The 16739-nt window shown below is 69.0% G+C and carries 18 protein-coding genes; 7 read left to right on the top strand and 11 right to left on the bottom strand.

The annotated features are described in order from the left end of the window. Window positions 1-49: 49 nt before the first annotated feature. On the bottom strand, window positions 50-1183 hold the full coding sequence (locus HALDL1_02345; GenBank protein ID AHG02594.1) for a tryptophanyl-tRNA synthetase: 1134 nt from the start codon (window positions 1181-1183) through the stop codon (window positions 50-52). Between the two features lie 248 nt (window positions 1184-1431). Between HALDL1_02345 and HALDL1_02340 the strand changes: the two genes are divergently transcribed. Further along, window positions 1432-1728 carry a hypothetical protein gene (locus tag HALDL1_02340; GenBank protein AHG05092.1) on the top strand — a complete coding sequence of 99 codons (297 nt, stop codon included), beginning with the start codon at window positions 1432-1434 and terminating at the stop codon, window positions 1726-1728. Window position 1729: 1 nt separating this feature from the next. Further along, window positions 1730-2086 (top strand): hypothetical protein, encoded by a 357-nt coding sequence (locus HALDL1_02335; GenBank protein ID AHG02593.1) that lies wholly within the window; start codon window positions 1730-1732, stop codon window positions 2084-2086. A gap of 15 nt (window positions 2087-2101) precedes the next feature. Here the strand turns inward: HALDL1_02335 and HALDL1_02330 are convergent, their stop codons facing one another. Both HALDL1_02330 and HALDL1_02325 read right to left on the bottom strand, forming a co-directional pair. After that, a complete protein-coding gene (locus tag HALDL1_02330; protein ID AHG02592.1) occupies window positions 2102-3058 on the bottom strand; it encodes a serine/threonine kinase in 957 nt (318 codons plus the stop codon). 13 nt (window positions 3059-3071) lie between these two features. Continuing rightward, window positions 3072-3356, bottom strand: a complete 285-nt coding sequence (locus HALDL1_02325; GenBank protein ID AHG02591.1) for a translation initiation factor 1A — start codon at window positions 3354-3356, stop codon at window positions 3072-3074. A 110-nt stretch (window positions 3357-3466) separates the two neighbouring features. On the opposite strand from HALDL1_02325, the gene HALDL1_02320 reads away from it, so the two are divergent. Then, window positions 3467-3643 carry a hypothetical protein gene (locus HALDL1_02320; GenBank protein AHG02590.1) on the top strand — a complete coding sequence of 59 codons (177 nt, stop codon included), beginning with the start codon at window positions 3467-3469 and terminating at the stop codon, window positions 3641-3643. Between the two features lie 181 nt (window positions 3644-3824). On the opposite strand, the gene HALDL1_02315 is transcribed toward HALDL1_02320, so the two are convergent. From HALDL1_02315 to HALDL1_02290, 6 genes are all read right to left on the bottom strand, one after another. Beyond that, on the bottom strand, window positions 3825-4334 hold the full coding sequence (locus tag HALDL1_02315) for a hypothetical protein (GenBank protein AHG05091.1): 510 nt from the start codon (window positions 4332-4334) through the stop codon (window positions 3825-3827). 5 nt (window positions 4335-4339) lie between these two features. Next, window positions 4340-5383 carry a hypothetical protein gene (locus HALDL1_02310; GenBank protein AHG05090.1) on the bottom strand — a complete coding sequence of 348 codons (1044 nt, stop codon included), beginning with the start codon at window positions 5381-5383 and terminating at the stop codon, window positions 4340-4342. Between the two features lie 261 nt (window positions 5384-5644). Further along, complete coding sequence (locus tag HALDL1_02305; protein ID AHG02589.1) at window positions 5645-6514, bottom strand: ArsR family transcriptional regulator; 870 nt, start codon at window positions 6512-6514, stop codon at window positions 5645-5647. 112 nt (window positions 6515-6626) lie between these two features. Then, window positions 6627-7607, bottom strand: coding sequence for a tyrosyl-tRNA synthetase (locus HALDL1_02300; GenBank protein AHG02588.1), 981 nt, complete (start codon window positions 7605-7607; stop codon window positions 6627-6629). A gap of 93 nt (window positions 7608-7700) precedes the next feature. After that, window positions 7701-8915, bottom strand: a complete 1215-nt coding sequence (locus tag HALDL1_02295) for a hypothetical protein (protein ID AHG02587.1) — start codon at window positions 8913-8915, stop codon at window positions 7701-7703. 58 nt (window positions 8916-8973) lie between these two features. Continuing rightward, a complete protein-coding gene (locus tag HALDL1_02290; protein ID AHG02586.1) occupies window positions 8974-10938 on the bottom strand; it encodes a hypothetical protein in 1965 nt (654 codons plus the stop codon). A 171-nt stretch (window positions 10939-11109) separates the two neighbouring features. Here HALDL1_02290 and HALDL1_02285 point away from each other — a divergent pair, with 171 nt between their 5' ends. Beyond that, window positions 11110-11310, top strand: coding sequence for a hypothetical protein (locus HALDL1_02285; GenBank protein ID AHG02585.1), 201 nt, complete (start codon window positions 11110-11112; stop codon window positions 11308-11310). 107 nt (window positions 11311-11417) lie between these two features. On the opposite strand, the gene HALDL1_02280 is transcribed toward HALDL1_02285, so the two are convergent. After that, on the bottom strand, window positions 11418-12347 hold the full coding sequence (locus HALDL1_02280; GenBank protein ID AHG02584.1) for a ribonuclease Z: 930 nt from the start codon (window positions 12345-12347) through the stop codon (window positions 11418-11420). A gap of 222 nt (window positions 12348-12569) precedes the next feature. Between HALDL1_02280 and HALDL1_02275 the strand changes: the two genes are divergently transcribed. From HALDL1_02275 to HALDL1_02265, 3 genes are all read left to right on the top strand, one after another. Next, window positions 12570-14027: a hypothetical protein gene (locus HALDL1_02275; protein ID AHG05089.1), complete on the top strand. Its 1458-nt coding sequence runs from the start codon at window positions 12570-12572 to the stop codon at window positions 14025-14027. Window positions 14028-14192: 165 nt separating this feature from the next. After that, window positions 14193-15197, top strand: a complete 1005-nt coding sequence (locus HALDL1_02270) for an ATPase AAA (protein ID AHG02583.1) — start codon at window positions 14193-14195, stop codon at window positions 15195-15197. A 30-nt stretch (window positions 15198-15227) separates the two neighbouring features. Then, on the top strand, window positions 15228-15578 hold the full coding sequence (locus tag HALDL1_02265) for a hypothetical protein (protein ID AHG02582.1): 351 nt from the start codon (window positions 15228-15230) through the stop codon (window positions 15576-15578). Between the two features lie 112 nt (window positions 15579-15690). Here the strand turns inward: HALDL1_02265 and HALDL1_02260 are convergent, their stop codons facing one another. Further along, window positions 15691-16653 carry an RNA methyltransferase gene (locus HALDL1_02260; protein AHG02581.1) on the bottom strand — a complete coding sequence of 321 codons (963 nt, stop codon included), beginning with the start codon at window positions 16651-16653 and terminating at the stop codon, window positions 15691-15693. Window positions 16654-16739: the final 86 nt, after the last annotated feature.

Raw genomic sequence — 16739 nt, 5'->3', positions numbered from 1 at the left:
GACGCGCCGTGGTGCAGTCAGTAGCCGAAGCCGACGCAGCGTGGTGCAGTCAGTAGCCGAAGCCGACGGCGTCCCTCGCGCGCCCGCGCTCGTTCTCGGTGAGGCGGTAGGCCGGGAGTTCCGCCTCGACGTCGTCGAGTTCGTCGCGCCGGTCCTGGTGGCCCTCGAGGAACTCGACGATGCGGTCGGCGGCGAGTTCCTTCAGTTCCCCCGAGAGCAGGTCGCCCGCCCGGTACTCCCGCTCGACGCGCGCGAGTTCGTCGTCGTCGGGTTCGAAGAACGCGGACATGTACTGGAAGGGGACGTCAACCTCGGGGTCGCCGCCCTGCTCGCGGTGGGCCTCGACGCTGGACTGCCCGCCCGTGTAGGCGTGCTTGCGTATCTTCTGCCGGACGGTGTCGGGGTCGTCGGTCAGCCTGATGGCGACGCCCTCGGAACTGCTCATCTTCCCGGGGCCGCCGAGCGACGGGAGGAACTGCATCAGCAGCGCGCCGGGCTTCCCGACGGGGTATCTGGCTTTCGCGGCGACGTCGCGGCTCACCCGCACGTGGGGGTCCTGGTCCACCGCGATGGGGACGAGCGTCTCGTGCTCGCCGTGGACCAGCTGGGGGAGCAGCAGGTGGGCCGTCTGGACCGCGGGGTAGAACCCTTGACCGACGTTCTCGGGCGTCCCGTAGACGCTCTCCAGCGTCGAGTGCGTGATGTCCTTCCCGAACGCGGTCGCCAGCGGGTAGACCACGTCGGCGTCTTTCGTGTCCACGACGAAGCGCGTCAGGTCGGGGTCGAAGCCGACGGCGAGCAGGTCCCGCAGGTTCTCCCGGAGGTAGTCGCCCGTCTCCGCGGGCGTCTGGTCCTTGAACCAGTACTTCTCGTCGTCCGAGAGCGGGACGTAGACGCGGGCGCCGAGTTCGTCCTGCAGGCGCTTCGCGAAGTAGAACACCATCGCGTGGCCGAGGTGCATCGGGCCGGACGGCCCGATGCCGGTGACGATGGACTGCACCTCGGCGTCGAGGAAGTCGTCGACACCGCGGCCCGCGTAGAACAGGCCGCGGCGCACCAGTGGGTGGTCGGGGAATCGTTCGCGTTGGTCGTCAGCCAGTGCGTCCGCGCCGAAGCGGGCGAGCAGTTTCTCGTAGTCGACGTCGCCCTCGACGGCGTACGGCGTGACGGAGTCGTCTGTCATGGGTGTGGTCGTGGGTGTTGCTGGTCGGGGAGCGGTGCACGGAAAAGCGGAGTGAGCAACGCACTCGACCCGAGCGGGTGACGCCCGTCAGGCCGCGAACGCGAGACTGTCCGCTCCCGGAGCGCGCCAGCGCCAGCAGGTGGGAGCGGACTGCATACACGCTGGTAGCCACTCGGGCAGCGAAAAACGTTGTGGTGAGCCTCGCCACCGCACGTACATTTAATAGAGCCGATTGCTTGCGTCCGGACGTGACGCAGCATCCGCCGTACCAGCTGTCGGTGCTGGCCGCGAGTCTCGTCGGTGCGGCCGGGTTCGTCCTGGGGCTACAGGCCTGGCTGAAGTTCAGGGGGTCGCCGTTCGGGCGAGTGCTCGCCGTGCTCCCGGTGTTGATGGCGGTGCTCGCACTCTACCACCCGATTCTGCTCGTGTTCCCCGAACACATCGAGGTAGCGCTGCTGATAGAGACCGCGGGCTTCGCGCTGCTGGTCCTCTTCGTCGGCCTCACACTCCAGATGCACCGCCGGATGAGCCACGGGGGTGGGTAGCGTGGTCGCTATCGCCGACATCGCCGTCCTCGACTTCGTGCTCGGTTCGGTAGCGGCGCTCGGCCTGCTCTACCTGCTGTACGCGGAGAGCCTGGTGGTCCACTACGAGCGGTTCTTCCGGCTCATCACTGTCGGGATGCTCGTCTACGCCCTCACAGGTCCCGTCATCGGCACGATAGCGCCGGCGTACGTCCACCTGATCCACGCGACTGCGGCGCTGTTCATCACGGTCGGCCTCTGGGACCTCGTCCGGGGGGACCTACACCACGAAGCGGACTTCGAGGCCATCCTCGCGCCGGGTTTCGACAGGCGGGACAGCGACCCTGTCGACGTGACGCCCGAACCCGAGGACGACTAACCGGCCCACGAGCGCTCACTCGGCGTCGGGGTCCGCCGAGCCGTCGGCGTCCTCCGCGGCGTCCGGGTCGTCCGCCTCCTCGATGCCGCGGCCGTCGCCCTCCGTCGTCTCGCCCTCAGTCGTCGGGTCCGCGTGCGAGGTGATGTAGTCGTAGAGGTCCCCCGGGTCGGCGTCGGCGCCCTCCCGGGCGAAGAAGTTCGCGACGTTCCGGCAGTCCCGCCGGAGGAAGTCGTCGCTGTTCTGGTGGTGGACGGTCACCGCCTGCCCGACGTCGATGACGACCAGTTCGCCCTCGTAGACGACGATGTTGTACTCCGAGAGGTCGCCGTGGACGAGGCCCGCGCTGTGGAGCCGTCGCATGTATTCCCGGACCACGTCGAAGGCGGTGTCCGGGTTCTCCACGTCGACGTCGCTGAGCTTCGACGCAGCGTCGCCCTCCCGGCCGATGAGCTCCATCACGAGCACGTTCCGCTGGACGGCGATGGGTTCAGGCACCCTGACGCCCGCCGCCTTCGCGCGCATGAGGTTCGAGAACTCCTTGCGCGTCCAGGAGAGCACGACGGCCTTCTTGTCCCCGCGGATGCCCTCGAAGCGCGGGTCGCCCTCGAGGTAGTCCCGCATCTGCTGGAAGTTCGAGGCGTTGATGCGGTAGACCTTCACCGCCACGTCGCCGCCTTCGCCGTCCAGCGCCTCGTAGACGTTCGCCTCCTTCCCCGTCGAGATGGGACCGCCGAACGCGCCGACGTAGCCGTCCTGGACGAGTTTGTAGATGGCGGCGTACGTCGCGTCGTCGAAGGCGCCGTCGTCGAGTTTGAACCGCTCGTTGTCCTTCAGGCGCTTGCGGAACTCCGCGAACTCGCGGTCCTGGCGCCGCGCGATGCGGTCGGCCTCCGTGTCCCTGACGTCCAGTTCCTCGAACTCGTCGCCGGACGCTCCCTCCGTGTCCTCGGCGAGACCGAACTCGTCGGTCACCGCCGTATCACCGTCATTCGATGTGCCCTTCCTCCCGGAGTTGGTCGGCCTCGGCCTTCTCGTAGCGCCACGCCACGTCCGCCTTCTCGTCCTGCCAGTCCCACGGCTCCACCAGCACCACGTCGCCCTCACGAATCCAGATGCGTTTCTGCATCCGGCCGGGAATGCGGGCGGTCCGCTCGGTCCCGTCGGCGCATCGAACCTGAACGCGGTTCGCACCGAGCATGTCGGTGACCTCTGCGAACACCTCGTCCTCCTCGGGCATTCGCAGATTCTTGCGTCCACTGTCGTCGCTCATGCGCGCAGGTTGGACACCAAACCGTTTAAACCCCACCCACTCGCCCTGAAACGGCCGGTTGCCCGACCGCGACCAGTACGCTTACCACCGCCCTCGTTCACCGTGGCGGTATGCTCGACAAGATCGGACCCTCCGGAATCTTCGGCGTCCTGCTCGTGCTCGCGGGCGTCGGCATCGTCGCCTGGACAGCCCCCATCGTCGCCGCCGGCCTCGTCCTCGTCCTCGTCGGCTTCGCGCTCGTCGTCCGCAGCGCCGCGAAGTCCGTGATGGGAATGTTCGGGATCTAGAACGCACTTTTCGCGGTGGGGTTGGCCTGTGGCCACCCCCGCGGCAAAAACTTGCGGAAAAAGCACTCCTCACTCCCGTCGCGCCCTCCGGGCGCGGTGGTCGTTCGTCGGCCTCCGCTCCCTGCGGTCGTGGAGGGAACCGCGACCCATCCGGGTCGCGGATGCTCCTAGTGGTTTCTCCTCAGTCCAGGAACAGCGCGGCGTCGTCCCGCATCTCCCCGGGCAGGTCCTCGGGAACGCTGTCGAACCAGTCGGTGGACTCAGCCTGACAGCTCGCGACCTCGTCCGGGAGGTCACCGCCCCCTGCGGGGGAGGCGGCGTACAGGACGTCGTACGCGACAGCCTCCGCCCCGGTCTCGTCGTCGGTCGAGACCTTCCGACGGACGCGCACGACGTCGTCGAGCGTCACGTCGATACCGAGCAGTTCGTCGGCGGCGTCGTGGGCGACCGCGGCGAAGTCACGGCCGGGTTCGACCACGGCGTGGGGCACCACGGTCGCGCGTTCGAGAGTGGCGAGTGCGAGTTCGCCGTCGTCGTTCGTGATGCCGACGACGGTGACGCCCTCGTTGTCGCGGTTCATCTCGAAGTGCGAGTCGTCGGTGATTTCGCTGTAGTCGACGCCGTCAGCGTCGCGCAGCGTCTCTGGGTCGGTGAGGGATTCGGTCGGGTCGGTGGAAGTGGTGTCTGTCATGGTGGTCAAGGGACGAACAGTCGAACGTCACTGGCCTCGTCTTCGCCGTGGAGGTCGTCTGGCTCGTGCGCGAACCAGTCGGCGTCGGACTCGTCGGTACCCGGCGGCTCCACCGGGAGCGGGTCGTCGCCGCCACGAGCGCCGAAAACGACGTAGTAGACAGTCGTCTCGCGGTCGTCGCCCGCTTCGTCGGCGGCGTACTCGACGCGGCGAACGCGCTCGACGCCAGTCACGTCTACCGCGACACCGGCGAGTCGCTCGACGACGCCGCGTGCGGCGACAACGTAGTCCTCGCCCGGTTCGACGGGTGCCGCGGGTAGTAGCCAGCCGTGATCGGGGTCCGTCCACAGCAGGACGGCATCGTCGTCGTTCGTGACACCGACGACGGACACGCCGTCGGCGGCGGCGTAGTGTTCGAACGCCTCGGACGGGACGGCTACCGACTCCTCGCAGACGTCGATGTCGTCGCGGTTCAGCAGCGATTCGGGGTCGGTGAGTTCGGTGAGTGTCTCAGTCATCTCCAGGGATGTGTCGGCGGTGGCGACGCACTCGATATCGTCCGCGACCGCTTCCGGCGCGTCGTCCGGAACCTCGTCGAACCAGCGGAGTTCGATACCCTCGTCGTTGGTCTCGGGGTCGTCGGGGAGGGAGTCGTCGAGAGTCGCGCGGACGACGACGTTCCAGACGACTGCCGTCTGGTCGGTGTCCGGGACGCGGTACTCCAGGCGGCGGACGCGCTCGACGGCGTCCACCGCGACAGTGGTGCTGGTCAAGGACTCGAACCCGCGGCGCGCGACCGCCAGCCAGTCATCGTCCGGTTCGACGGCGAACGCAGGGAGCGTCCAGCCGTGGTGGCCATCGTTCTGGAGGAGGACGCCGCGGTCGTCAGCGGTTCCCACGGCGACGTGGCTGTCGAGGTCCGTCACGTCCTCGAACTCCTCGGCATCCACGTCGTGTGTCTGCTCGCGGACGTCGACGCCGTCGCGGTCGCACAGCGTTTCCGGGTCGGTCAGCGTCTCGGTGCGGTCGGCCTCGGGAATTCCTGTCATGGAGGTCGGAGTTGGTCGGTCGGCCGTCGAACTATCCGGGGTCTGAGCAACAGGGCGCGCGTGGTGTTCGAAGCGTGACGACCCCGAACGCGGACCGTCCGGTGCCGGAGCAGTAGCTACGGCGAACTGTTAGAAATAGTCACCGATTTAATTTCTCGCTGCCTCTATCGTAATAATACGGCACCTGGCGGTAAAACCGTTTTCCGTAAATTGTTGACACGTTCGGCGGGCAGCCGTCACTGGCCTGGCCCAGGCGGAGAGTCAGTCGGCGTCGACGCGCTCCGTCTCGGCCACGCGCCCGTCCTCGCCCACGGTAACCCGGAGCGTCTCGCCGTCGTCGTCCACCGTGACGTCGAGGTGGACACGGGGTGGGTCGCTGGACGCGACGGTCAGCGCTTCGTCACTGAGACACCAGTCGAAGCGCCACGGTGGCGCGTCCGGCGGGACGCCCTGGTCGTGGAGGAAGCCGGCGACTGCGGGGTGTTCGAGGACGGAGAACCCGACGCTCGAACGGTTCTCGGCCCCGCAGTTCGCGCAGTCCGAGTAGACGAGCGCGGACATCGGGAGGTCGCTGTCCGCGTCCACGTCCAGCCACATCGCCATCGACCCGCCACAGAACGGGCAGAGCCCGCTGTTCGAGCGACGGGTGTGGGCCCTCGTGTAGATGGAGATGGCCTCTAGCAGTTCGTCGTCGTCGCGGCGCGTGACCCCCCGGGGTGGGAACGACAGCATGAACAACTGGTCCTCGCAGTCCTCGCAGTGGACGCGGAACATCCCGGCGTCGTACTCGCCGACGAGCGCGTCCCCGCAGGTCGGACAGTGGCCGCCGACGTCCAGGCCGTCGCGGACCGGCGCGTCGACGTACGACCCGGCGTAGATGGCGTTCAACACCACCATCCCCGAGGGACGGAGGCGGTAGCCGTCGTCGGCCTTCTCGACGAACTGGCCAGTGAGCTTCGTGAGGTGGTAGTTGAACCGGCCCGAGTCCCGCAGGCCGACTTCGTCCCGGAGTTCGGAGTACGGCACCGGGGCGGACTCCAGGCGCCACAGCGTCGCCAGTATCTCGACGCGGACGGGGTCGGCGAGCATACCGAACGCGTCCGCCGTCGCCTCGAAGTCCGGCGCGGACATGTGCCTGGCTACGACGCCGGGGGATTTAGAACGTGGCGTCGTCGAGTCGTCGTCGAGTCGTCGTCGAGTCGTCGTCGAGTCGTCGCGAGACGGAGCGGCCGACCGACCGGTTTCAGTCGCGGAGTTCACGGAGGCGCTGGCGGCCCGGCGCGACGAGTTCGTCGAGGTAGTCGGCGAGCGCGCCCTTCGCGTCCGCGGGGTGGAGTTCGCCGGACTCCAGGTCGTCGGCGAGCGACTCGTAGTCGTCGTAGGAGAGGTCCCCGCCGTACTCGTCGGGGCGCTCGACGACGACCGTCTCGAAGCGCGGGAAGACGTGGTACTGGAACAGTTCGAGCACGGGGTTGACGAGGTCGCCCTCCGGGTCGCGCTCGGGCGGGCAGAACGCCGAGTTCACCTTCTCGGCGAGCTCCTCGGTGGAGTCCTCCATGGAGATGCTGACGCCCTCGCTGGAGCTCATCTTCCCCTCGCCCGTCGTGAGGTCGCCGATGATTGGCGTGTGGAGCGCGGGCCGCTTCTCGTAGCCGAGGCTCGGGAGTTCCTCGCGGGCGAGCATGTGGACCTTCCGCTGGTCGAGGCCGCCGATGGCGAGGTCGACGTCGAGGTACTCGATGTCGAGGGCCTGCATCAGCGGGTAGACGACGTGGCTCACCTTCGCCGTCTCGCCGCTCTGTATCTCGGCCATCGCGCGCTGGGCGCGCTTCAGCGACGTCTCCACCTGGAGGGCGTGGAGGTCGAGTTCGTAGTCCTCGTCGAGCTGGTAGTCGCTGCCGAGGACGAACTCCGTCTGCTCCTCGTCGAGGCCGTAGGCGAGGAACTGGGCCTTCATCTGCTCGGCCGTCTCGCGGATCTCCTCGAAGGTCCCCTTGTCGTTGAGGTAGGCGTGGACGTCCGCCAGCAGCACGACGACCTCGATGCCGGCGTCCTGCAGGTCGATGAGCTTGTTCGCGGTGAGCAGGTGGCCGAGGTGGAGGACGCCGGAGGGCTCGTAGCCGACGTACGCCCGCTTCCCCTCGGGGTCGTCGGCCAGCGCCTCGACCTCCTCCTCGGTCACGACCTCCGCCGCGTTCCGAGTGACGAGTTCGTGGGTGTCCATGCTCGGGCAGAGTCAGCGCTCGGGGTTAAGCGGTACGGAAGTGTGTGAACGGCTCGGTCGGTGAGCGCCACCGGGCGGGCCGCTGGCCGACGCTCACCCCTCCCGATGGCCGCGCCGAAGCGGCTGGAGCTCGTTGTACGTGAGCACGCGCCAGAGCCACTCCATCGGGCCGTACCGGAAGTAGCGGAGCCAGACGATCGAGAGCACGACCTGGACCGCCCAGATGGCCGCGACGACGCCGAGCGCCTCGACGCGGGTCACCCGGCCGAACAGCCCGAGCCCGTGGCCGTAGAAGATGGACGTGGCGAGCACAGTCTGGAGCAAGTAGTTGCTGAATGCGGTCCGGCCGACCGCGGCGAGCGTCCGCGTCAGCACCCCCTCGGGCCGCCACCGGGCGTACAGCATGACGAGGCCGACGTACGCGCCCGCCAGCGGGAGGCTCCCCCAGTAGTTGAACTGGAGCCAGAACAGCGCCGCCGACGAGGTCCACCCGGCCGCCTCGATGTACCAGACGCCCGCGAGCACCGCCGCGAGTCCGGTGGTCGCGCCGACGACGACGAGGCGGCGGTAGAACCGGGTCGACCGCTCGTTGGTCAGCACGCCCCACTTGAACAGCGCCATCCCGAACAGCATCGTGCCGCCGACGCGCCAGACGGTGGACGCGAGGTAGCCCGAGGTCTGCCTGTCGAAGACCGTCGGGACGCGGTGGTCCAGCTGTTCGAGCCACCCGCTGCGGTACGTCTCGATCTCCGCCTGCAGGGCGGCCTGTGGCGGCCGCCACGTGCGAGCGAACTCCGAGAGGTCGCCGGTCAGCGCCCACAGCACCTCGGTGGCCGAGGGGACCAGCAGCAGGGCGACGCCGAGCAGCGTCAGCGTCCGCGGCGTCTGGTCGCGCAGGTAGACCACTCCGAGTGCGGTGACGCCGTAGGCGACGAGGATGTCGCCGTACCACAGCAGGTAGGCGTGAGCGAGGCCGAAGACGATGAGCCACCGCGCCCGCCGGAACTGGAGCGCGAGCGCCGAGTCGTCGCGCCGCTCGGCGTTCCGGGTGAACAGGACGACGCCGCCGCCGAAGAGGACGGTGAACAGCGTCATGAACTTCTGCTCGACGAGGACGTGGCCCGCGAACCAGGCCCAGTAGTTCGCGCCGGTGAACTCCCCGTACGCCGTCGGGTTGAGCAGCACCACCTCCGGCATCGCGAACAGTCGCACGTTGATGACGAGGATGCCGAGCAGGGCGAACCCGCGGAGCGCGTCGAGTCCGACGATGCGTTCGGAGGGTGGCGTCGGCCCGCGCTCGGCTGTCATCGGTCACCTACCACCTCTCCCGCCCGACACAAAAACTGTGGCTTCCGCCGCGAGCGACCTACTCCCGGTCCGCCCGGTGTTCGCTGATGATGGAGTCGACCATGCTCTCCTTCTGCTCGCGGCGGCGCTCCTCGCGGCGCTCGCGCCAGTCAGCGACGACCGCCTCCACGTCCGGTTCGCTGGCGAGCGCGAGTTCGTCCACCTCGCGGATGGTCACGTCGTCGGCGGGGCCGACCGGGACGCTTTGCTCGAACAGCACCTCGTCGGCGGCGTCCGAGAGCCCGCCCGAGCGCAGGACGACGCGGGGGCCCAACGACGCCAGCAGTTCGGCGGTGCGACGGCCCGCGCCGGAGGCGTCCCGGAGGTAGACGACGTCGCCGCTCGCGATGCCGTACTCCTCGTCGACGGCCTCGATGGCGTCGACGGTGAACTGGTCGATGGGTTTGACGGCGACGAGGTTGCCGCTCGTGTTCACGTCCGCGAAGTTCGAGTGGTCGAGCTTCCACAGCTCCTTCAGCCGTTCGAGCTTCGACGCGAGTTCGTCGGCGCGTTCGCGCTCCTCGTCGAGTTCGGTTTCGAGGCGGTCGTTCTCCCACTGGAGGCGGGTGGCCTCGCGGCGCTCCCGTGCCTCCTGGCGCTCCTCGCGGCGGGCTTCGGAAAGTTCCTCCTCGTACTCCTCGATGGTCGCGTCCTTCTCCTTGAGTTCGTCCTCGAGGTCCGAGACGTGGGACCGGAGGCGGCCCACGCGGGACTGCAGGTCGCGGATTCGGCGCTCCTCATCGGTGAGCTCCCGGGGGTCGTGCTCGACGGACTCCTCCTCGGGTTCCTCCGTCTCGGTGAGGTCCGAGAGGACGGCGGTGAGCGCCTCGCCGCCGAGGACGCGGGCGACCACTTCGCCGTGGTCGAGTTCCCGGGGCGTCTCCTCTGTGACGCGCTGGAGCCGGCCCTCGTGGGCGTCGTAGGCGTACAGCGCCGCCGCCAGCGCGTCCCGCTGGTGGTCGTCGTCGTACCCCTCCTCGCGGGTGCGGTGTTGTTTCTCGTCGACCGGGAGGTCCGCGTCGGGCGTCCAGCCGGCGGCGTCGAAGCTCGCACGTATCTTCTCGACGGTGGCGGGCATCGGCGTCACGTCCGCCGCGACCAGCACCGGCCGGCCGTGTTCGATGATCCACTCGATGACCGCGGCGGTGTCGGCGGTCCGCGTGCTCATCACGTCGAGCACGTGGCCGTCGAGTCCGACCAGCGCGACGGCCGTCGTCGTGCCGGGGTCGACGCCCACGAAGACGCGGTCGCGGCGGCGTGCGAGCGGCCGGAACTCGATGCCGTCCCGCCGGACCGGTTCGACCTCGACGCGGGTGTCCCCGGAGCGCCGGCTGGAGACCGGGATGTCCTCGGAGCGGGCCTGAACGGTGAAGACGGCGTTCGCGTAGCCGCCGTACTTCTCCGTGACCTCCCGGTCGTAGTCGAGGCCGGCGTCGTCGAGTTTCGACGCCACCTCCCGGCTCGCGCGCTTCACGGAGCCGTGGATGCGGCGCGTGAAGCGGTCCTCGCTCCACCCGCCACCGCCGCCCGTCGAGCGGCCCCGGGAGACCTTCACCGTCGTCTCGTTCGTGAACGCGGACACCTCGAAGCCGACGTTCCGGGCCGCCAGCCGGGCCGCCGCCTCGGCCTCCTCCATGGCGGGCTTGCCGTAGGGGACGCCGTGGCGCTTGGCGACCCGGGAGAGCGGTTCGGGCTGCTCGTCGCCGGTCACCTGGACGAGCTTCGTCGTCTCCGGGAGCCCGCGCAGGAAGTGGACGAGCTGGTCCTTGTCCGCCGCCAGTTCGTACATGTTGTCCGTCGCGAGGATGGCGGGCTCCTCGCTGTCGACGCGGCGCAGTAGCTTCCGACGGCTGACCACGTCGCGCTCTATCGTCTCTCCGTCGAAGACGACGAGCGCGTAGGAGGGGGCGTCCCCGCGCACGTCGCCGCTCTGCACGTCGACGCCGAAGACGAGGGCGTCGAGGGCGCTCGTACGGGTACTCAACTCGCGACTACGTAGTGTGCGACGGCTAATAAGTGCACGGCGGGAGGGGGGCGACGGGCGTCCACGGCCCCAACTCGACGCCCGCCGCTCGCGCCGCCTCGCCCCGGTGTGCCGGGAGCGCGGCGGCTGACGGCGGGTAGGTTTATCCGCGTCCTCGCCCTATGGAACTGTATGAGAGGACGACTCGAACTCGCGATGAGCCGTGCGAAGTACGCCGCCATGGGCGCCGCCGTCGGGGCCGCCGTCGGTGGCCTGATCAGTCGGAACGCCGCCAGCACCGGCGGCGGCGTCGGCGCGCTCGTCGGGGCGATTCTCGGCGAGAAACGCGTGGGTGCGGTGGACCTCGCCGACCGCATCAAGAAGCGGGCGTAACTCGATTCCTCAGTCGGCGTCCACGGGAGAGAAGCGACCGTGGGCTCGAATACCTCCGTTATTCGGCGTTTGCGGGAGTGAAGTGACCGCGGGCTCGGCTGTCGAAGTCAGTCTGCGTCGGAGTACGGGACGTCGTACTCTAGGCCGTCGTGGGCGACGAACACCTCGCCGTCGAACACCTTCTCCGCGTCTTCCCGTATCTCCCGAGCGTCGCCGGCGTACCGCGAGGAGATGTGCGTGAGAGCGAGCGCCGCGACGCCGGCGCGGGTGGCGATGTCGGCGGCCTCGCCGGCGGTCGAGTGGCCGGTCTGGGCGGCGCGTTCGGCGGCGTCGTCGGCGAACGTCGCGTCGTGGATGAGGAGGTCGGCGCCCTCCGCGGCGGCGACCACCGCGTCGTGGGGCCGCGTGTCACCAGTGTAGACGAGCGTGCGGCCGGGCCGCGGGTCGCCGACGACCTGTTCGGGCCGGACGACCGTCCCGTCGTCCAGTTCGACCGCCTCGCCGTCGTGGAGGTGCGAGAACTTCGGGCCGACTGGGACGCCGAGTTCCTCCGCGCGCTCCCGGTCGAAACGCCCCTTCCGGTCGTCCTCGACGAGCGCGTAGCCGACGGACGCGGTGCGGTGGTCGGTCTGGAACGTGCGCACCTGGAACTCCTCGCGGTCGACCGCGACCTCCCCCGGCCCCACCTCCTCGACGGAGACGGGGTAGCCGACGTCGCCGCCGATGGCGAACACTAACTGTTCGACCGACCGGCCGACGCCGCGGGGCACGTGGATCGTCAGGGGCTCCTGGCGGTCGTTGAAGTCCCACGTCTGGACGAGGCCCGGGAGACCGAGGACGTGGTCGCCGTGGACGTGCGTGACGAACACGTCGGAGACGTCGAATCCCGTGCCGTAGCGCATCATCTGGCGCTGTGTCGCCTCGCCCGCGTCGAAGAGGAAGGCGTCGCCCTCGCGCCGGACGAACACCGAACTCGGGTTGCGCGCCGTGGTCGGGATGGCGCCGCTCGTCCCGAGGAACGTCACCGTGAGAGTCATGCTACGAGGTGGTCGGCCCGGGCGCAAAACGACACCGATAGTTGCGCCCCCGACCGGAGAGACGTAATCTGTACGACAGGATTTTGCAGTGGTACGCTCGCGTTGTCGAGAAGTATTGTCGTGCTTTTCGGGCAGTAGCAACTCTGTATAGCCCGAAAAACGACTTAACTATGATTCCGGTTTATGGACGAATCTGACGTATCACCCCGATTGCAGGCACCCATGACTGGACACATCCGAACGCTCGGCGTCATCGCTGTCGCCCTCGCCGTCGCCCTCTCGGGCGGCGCCGCGGCGGCCGCGCTCTCGTCGCCGACGACGGCACAGAGTACAGTATCGCAGACAGACGCCGCCGCCTCGCTCCAGGAGGGCAACGCGAGCGTGGCGTTCGACGACCAGACGACGAACACGACCGTCATGGTCCAGAGCGTCACGGTGCCCGAAGGTGGCTACGCCGTCATTCACGCCACCAGCGGCCCCAACAACGAGACGGTCGGTGACGTCGTCGGCGTCTCCGACTACCTCGAACCCGGTACCCACGAGAACGTCACGGTCACGCTGTACGAGGACGTGCCGGGCGCGGAGTTCCAGAACACCTCCGTGAACGGCACCCAGACGTTCGTCGCCATGGCCCACCAGGAGACGAGCCAGACCGGCCAGCCGACGACGACCACCACGCCGGCAGACAACGCGACCACCACCACACCCGCTGGCAACGAGACGACCACGCCCGCCGGCAACGCGACCACCACGACGACGACCCCGGCGGACAACGCGACGGCAGGGAACGCCACCAACACCTTCGACTACCTCACCTCCAACATGGAGGAGGACGGCCCCTACCTCGCTAACGGCGAACCCGTCACCGACTCCGCCCAGGTGACCTTCGAGGGTGCGGCGGCCCAGCAGCAGGGCCTCACCGTCGAGAGCCTCAGCGCACCGGCGTACGTCATGCCGGGCGAGAACGTCACGGTCAACGCGACGGTGACCAACCAGGGCTCCGAGTCGATCGAGGAGGACGTCGCATTCCGCATCGCGGGCGGTGACGTCGACGTCGTGCTGCGCCAGAACGTCACTGTCAGTGCCGGCGAGAGCACGAACGTGACCTTCGACGTCGACACCGCTGGCGTGCTCGAGGGCGAGTACATCCACGGCGTCACCACGGAGAACTCCAGTGCGTTCGCCCAGATCGCGGTGACCAACGACTCCGCGGTCGCCTTCGCCGACCAGAACGCGACGGACAACGTCACCGTCGAGGACGTCTTTGTCCCCGAGGGCGGCTACGTCACCATCCACAACAGCAACGCGCTCAACGCGCCGGTCGAGAGCGTCATCGGCACCTCGGAGTACCTCGAGGCCGGCTACCACGAGAACGTCTCCGTCACGCTGTACGACGACGTCGAGGGCGCCGACTTCCAGAACGACTCCGTCAGCGACGTCCAGACGTTCGTCGCGATGACGCACCTCGACACGAACGGAAACCAGCAGTACGACTTCGTCACGAGCGACGGCCAAGACGACGGTCCCTACACCATCGACGGTCAGGCGGTCGTCGACACGGCCATCGTGATGCCCGAGGACGCGGAAGGCAACCAGACGACTACGACGACCACCACAACCACTACCCCGACCACCACTACGACGACCGAAAACAACACCACGACCACCACAACCACCTAGATGGTGGGCAGCGCCAGCAGCTTCGAAGGCTAGACGGCCACAAACGACACGGCCCGACTGTCGCCCGGGAGGACGACCTCGCTGGAGATTGACGGGACGGCCGCGCCCGTCCCCGACTCCCGCCAACCGACCGATTCTTGACCGCCGGGCGGCTACCCCGTACTGATGGACGACCCGCTCTGGATAGACACGCACGCGCCGTCGCTGGCGGACATCCCGCAGGCCGACGTGCGCGACCGCCTCCAGGAGGCCGTCGACGAACCCGTCAACCTCGTGGTGTACGGCCCCGAGGGCGCGGGGAAGACGGCCGCGGTGCGCGCGCTCGCCGAGGAGGCGCACGCGGACCCGGACAACGACCTCGTGGAGTTGAACGTCGCGGATTTCTTCGGCATGACGAAGAAGGAGGTCAGCGAGGACCCCCGCTTCGCGCCGTTCATCTCCTCGAAGCGCCGCCGGAACTCCTCGAAGGCCGACCTCATCAACCACGTGCTCAAGGAGTCCGCGAGCTACGCGCCGGTCTCCGGGGAGTACAACACCATCCTGCTGGACAACGCCGAAGCCATCCGCGAGGACTTCCAGCAGGCGCTGCGCCGCGTGATGGAGCGCCACCACGAGGCGACGCAGTTCATCATCGGGACCCGGCAGCCCTCGAAGCTCATCCCGCCGATCCACTCGCGGTGTTTCCCGGTGTCGATGCGGGCGCCGACCCCCGAGGAGATCGTCGCCGTTCTCCGCGACATCGTCGAGGCGGAGGGCGTCGACCACGACGACGACGGCCTGGAGTTCGTCGCGGGCTACGCCGACGGCAACCTCCGGAAAGCCGTGCTCGGCGCCCAGACGACCGCCGAGCAGGCGGGCGAGGTGACGATGAACGCGGCCTACGAGACGCTCGGCGAGGTCGGCTCCGACGACGCCGTCGAGTCGATGCTCGACGATGCCGAGGCGGGGGAGTTCACGGACGCCCGGAAGACCCTCGACGACCTGCTCGTCGACGAGGGGATGGACGGCGAGGAGGTGCTCCGGGACCTGCTGCGCGTCGGGCGCTCGCGGTACTCCGGCGGCGACCTCGCTGAACTCCACGTGCTCGCCGGCGACGTCGAGTTCGACCTCACGCAGGGGAACAGCGACCGCATCCAGCTCGGCCGCCTGCTCGCGGAACTAGGGCGGTAGCTTTTCTACGCGCGGCGACGGATACCGCGTGTGTCTCTCGCCGACACCCTGGAACGAGCCGGCATCGTGTTCGGGTCCATACTGATGGTAGCGCTGCCAGCGTCCGTCCTCCTGAACGCCCTCTCCGGCGCCGGCACCCCGTGGTGGGGCCCACTCCTCTTGCTCGCGCCAGGGTTCGTCGTGGGGTGGGCGGCGGTCGCCGACTGGGTGCCCTTCGACTACGACGCGGTCTGGTTCGTCTGCTTCTTCGGCTACGTGCTCGCGGTGGCCGCGCTCGCCGTGCTCGACCTCCAGCCCATCGGCGAGAACCGGGCGGCCGCGCTCGCCGTGAGCGCCGCGGCGTTCGTGGTCGCGGCCGTCGTGGACTACTACCGCTCGTAGGCTCGGCGATCGAGCGGTCAGAAGCCTGGCGGAGTGAAAGGGCGAGCGACCGCAAGCAAGCCGAGGGCTTTCAGGCAGTCACGTCACCAGCGACTCCGCCACAGGCGAACCGTCACTCCAACACTAACACGTACCGCGTGAGCGAGCGGTGGACGCGGCGCTCGAACCGCGACTCGACCGTCCACCCCGCCTCCGCTGCTTCGTCGCGCCAGTCGCGGTCCGCGACGAGCACGCAGCGGTCGGCGACGCGGCGGACCTCCGCGAGCGCGCCGCCGACGAGGTCCGCGAGGTCGTGGCTCTCTATCTTCGACTGCCGGCCGTAGGGCGCGTCGAAGACGGCAGCAGCGACGCTGTCGTCCCGGAGCGGGAGGCTGGTGGCGTCGGCGCGCGCCACGTCGAAGTCGTCGAGGAAGTGGCCGAGGTTCTGGCGGGCGCCCCGGACCATCTTCGACTGGGCGTCCGTTCCCAGGGGGTGCGCGCCGAGCAGGCCCGCTTCGATGAGCACGCCACCCGTGCCGCACATCGGGTCGAGGACGCGGTCGCCCGGGTCGACGCGCGCGAGGTTGCAGACGGCGCGGGCGAGCAGCGGGTCCATGCTCCCCGGCTGGAAGAACGGGCGGTCCGTCGGTTTGCGGTCGCCGTAGTCGCGGACCGACTCGGTGGCGAGCCAGGAGAGGTGAGCAGAGTCCCTAGAGTAGAGCGCCCGCAGTTCGTGGTCGGGGTCCTCGAGGTCGACGGAGAACCCGCGGTCGACGAGCACGCCGCCGAGTTCGCGTTCGGCGCGCTGGGTGTCGACGCCCGCGGTGCCGCGGACGTCCCGGGCGCGGACGGCGACCGAGCCCTCGCGGTCGAGGTCGGCGTCGCGGAGGGCGTCAGCCGCGGCGTCGACGCTCGCTGCCGCCGTGGCGACCTGCTCGCCGGCGCGGTGGGCGTACGCGAGGCCGCGGAACCGCTCGCAGTCCACGTCGCTGGCGACGGCGATGGCGGGCGCGACGACGCGGACGTCGGTGGCGGCAGCCGCGGCTTCGGCGGCGGCGAACGCGTCGTCGTCACCGCCGAGTTCGAGGACGTACACGCCCACAGGTCCACGCCCGCGGCCAATCAGGCTACCGATGGCGGCCGAGGGTACTTGAGCGGAAGACACCGGGACTACCAACCTTT

Origin of the sequence: Halobacterium sp. DL1 (assembly GCA_000230955.3) — an archaeon.
Lineage (GTDB): Archaea > Halobacteriota > Halobacteria > Halobacteriales > Halobacteriaceae > Halobacterium.
This window is presented reverse-complemented; position numbering and strand designations above follow the sequence as displayed.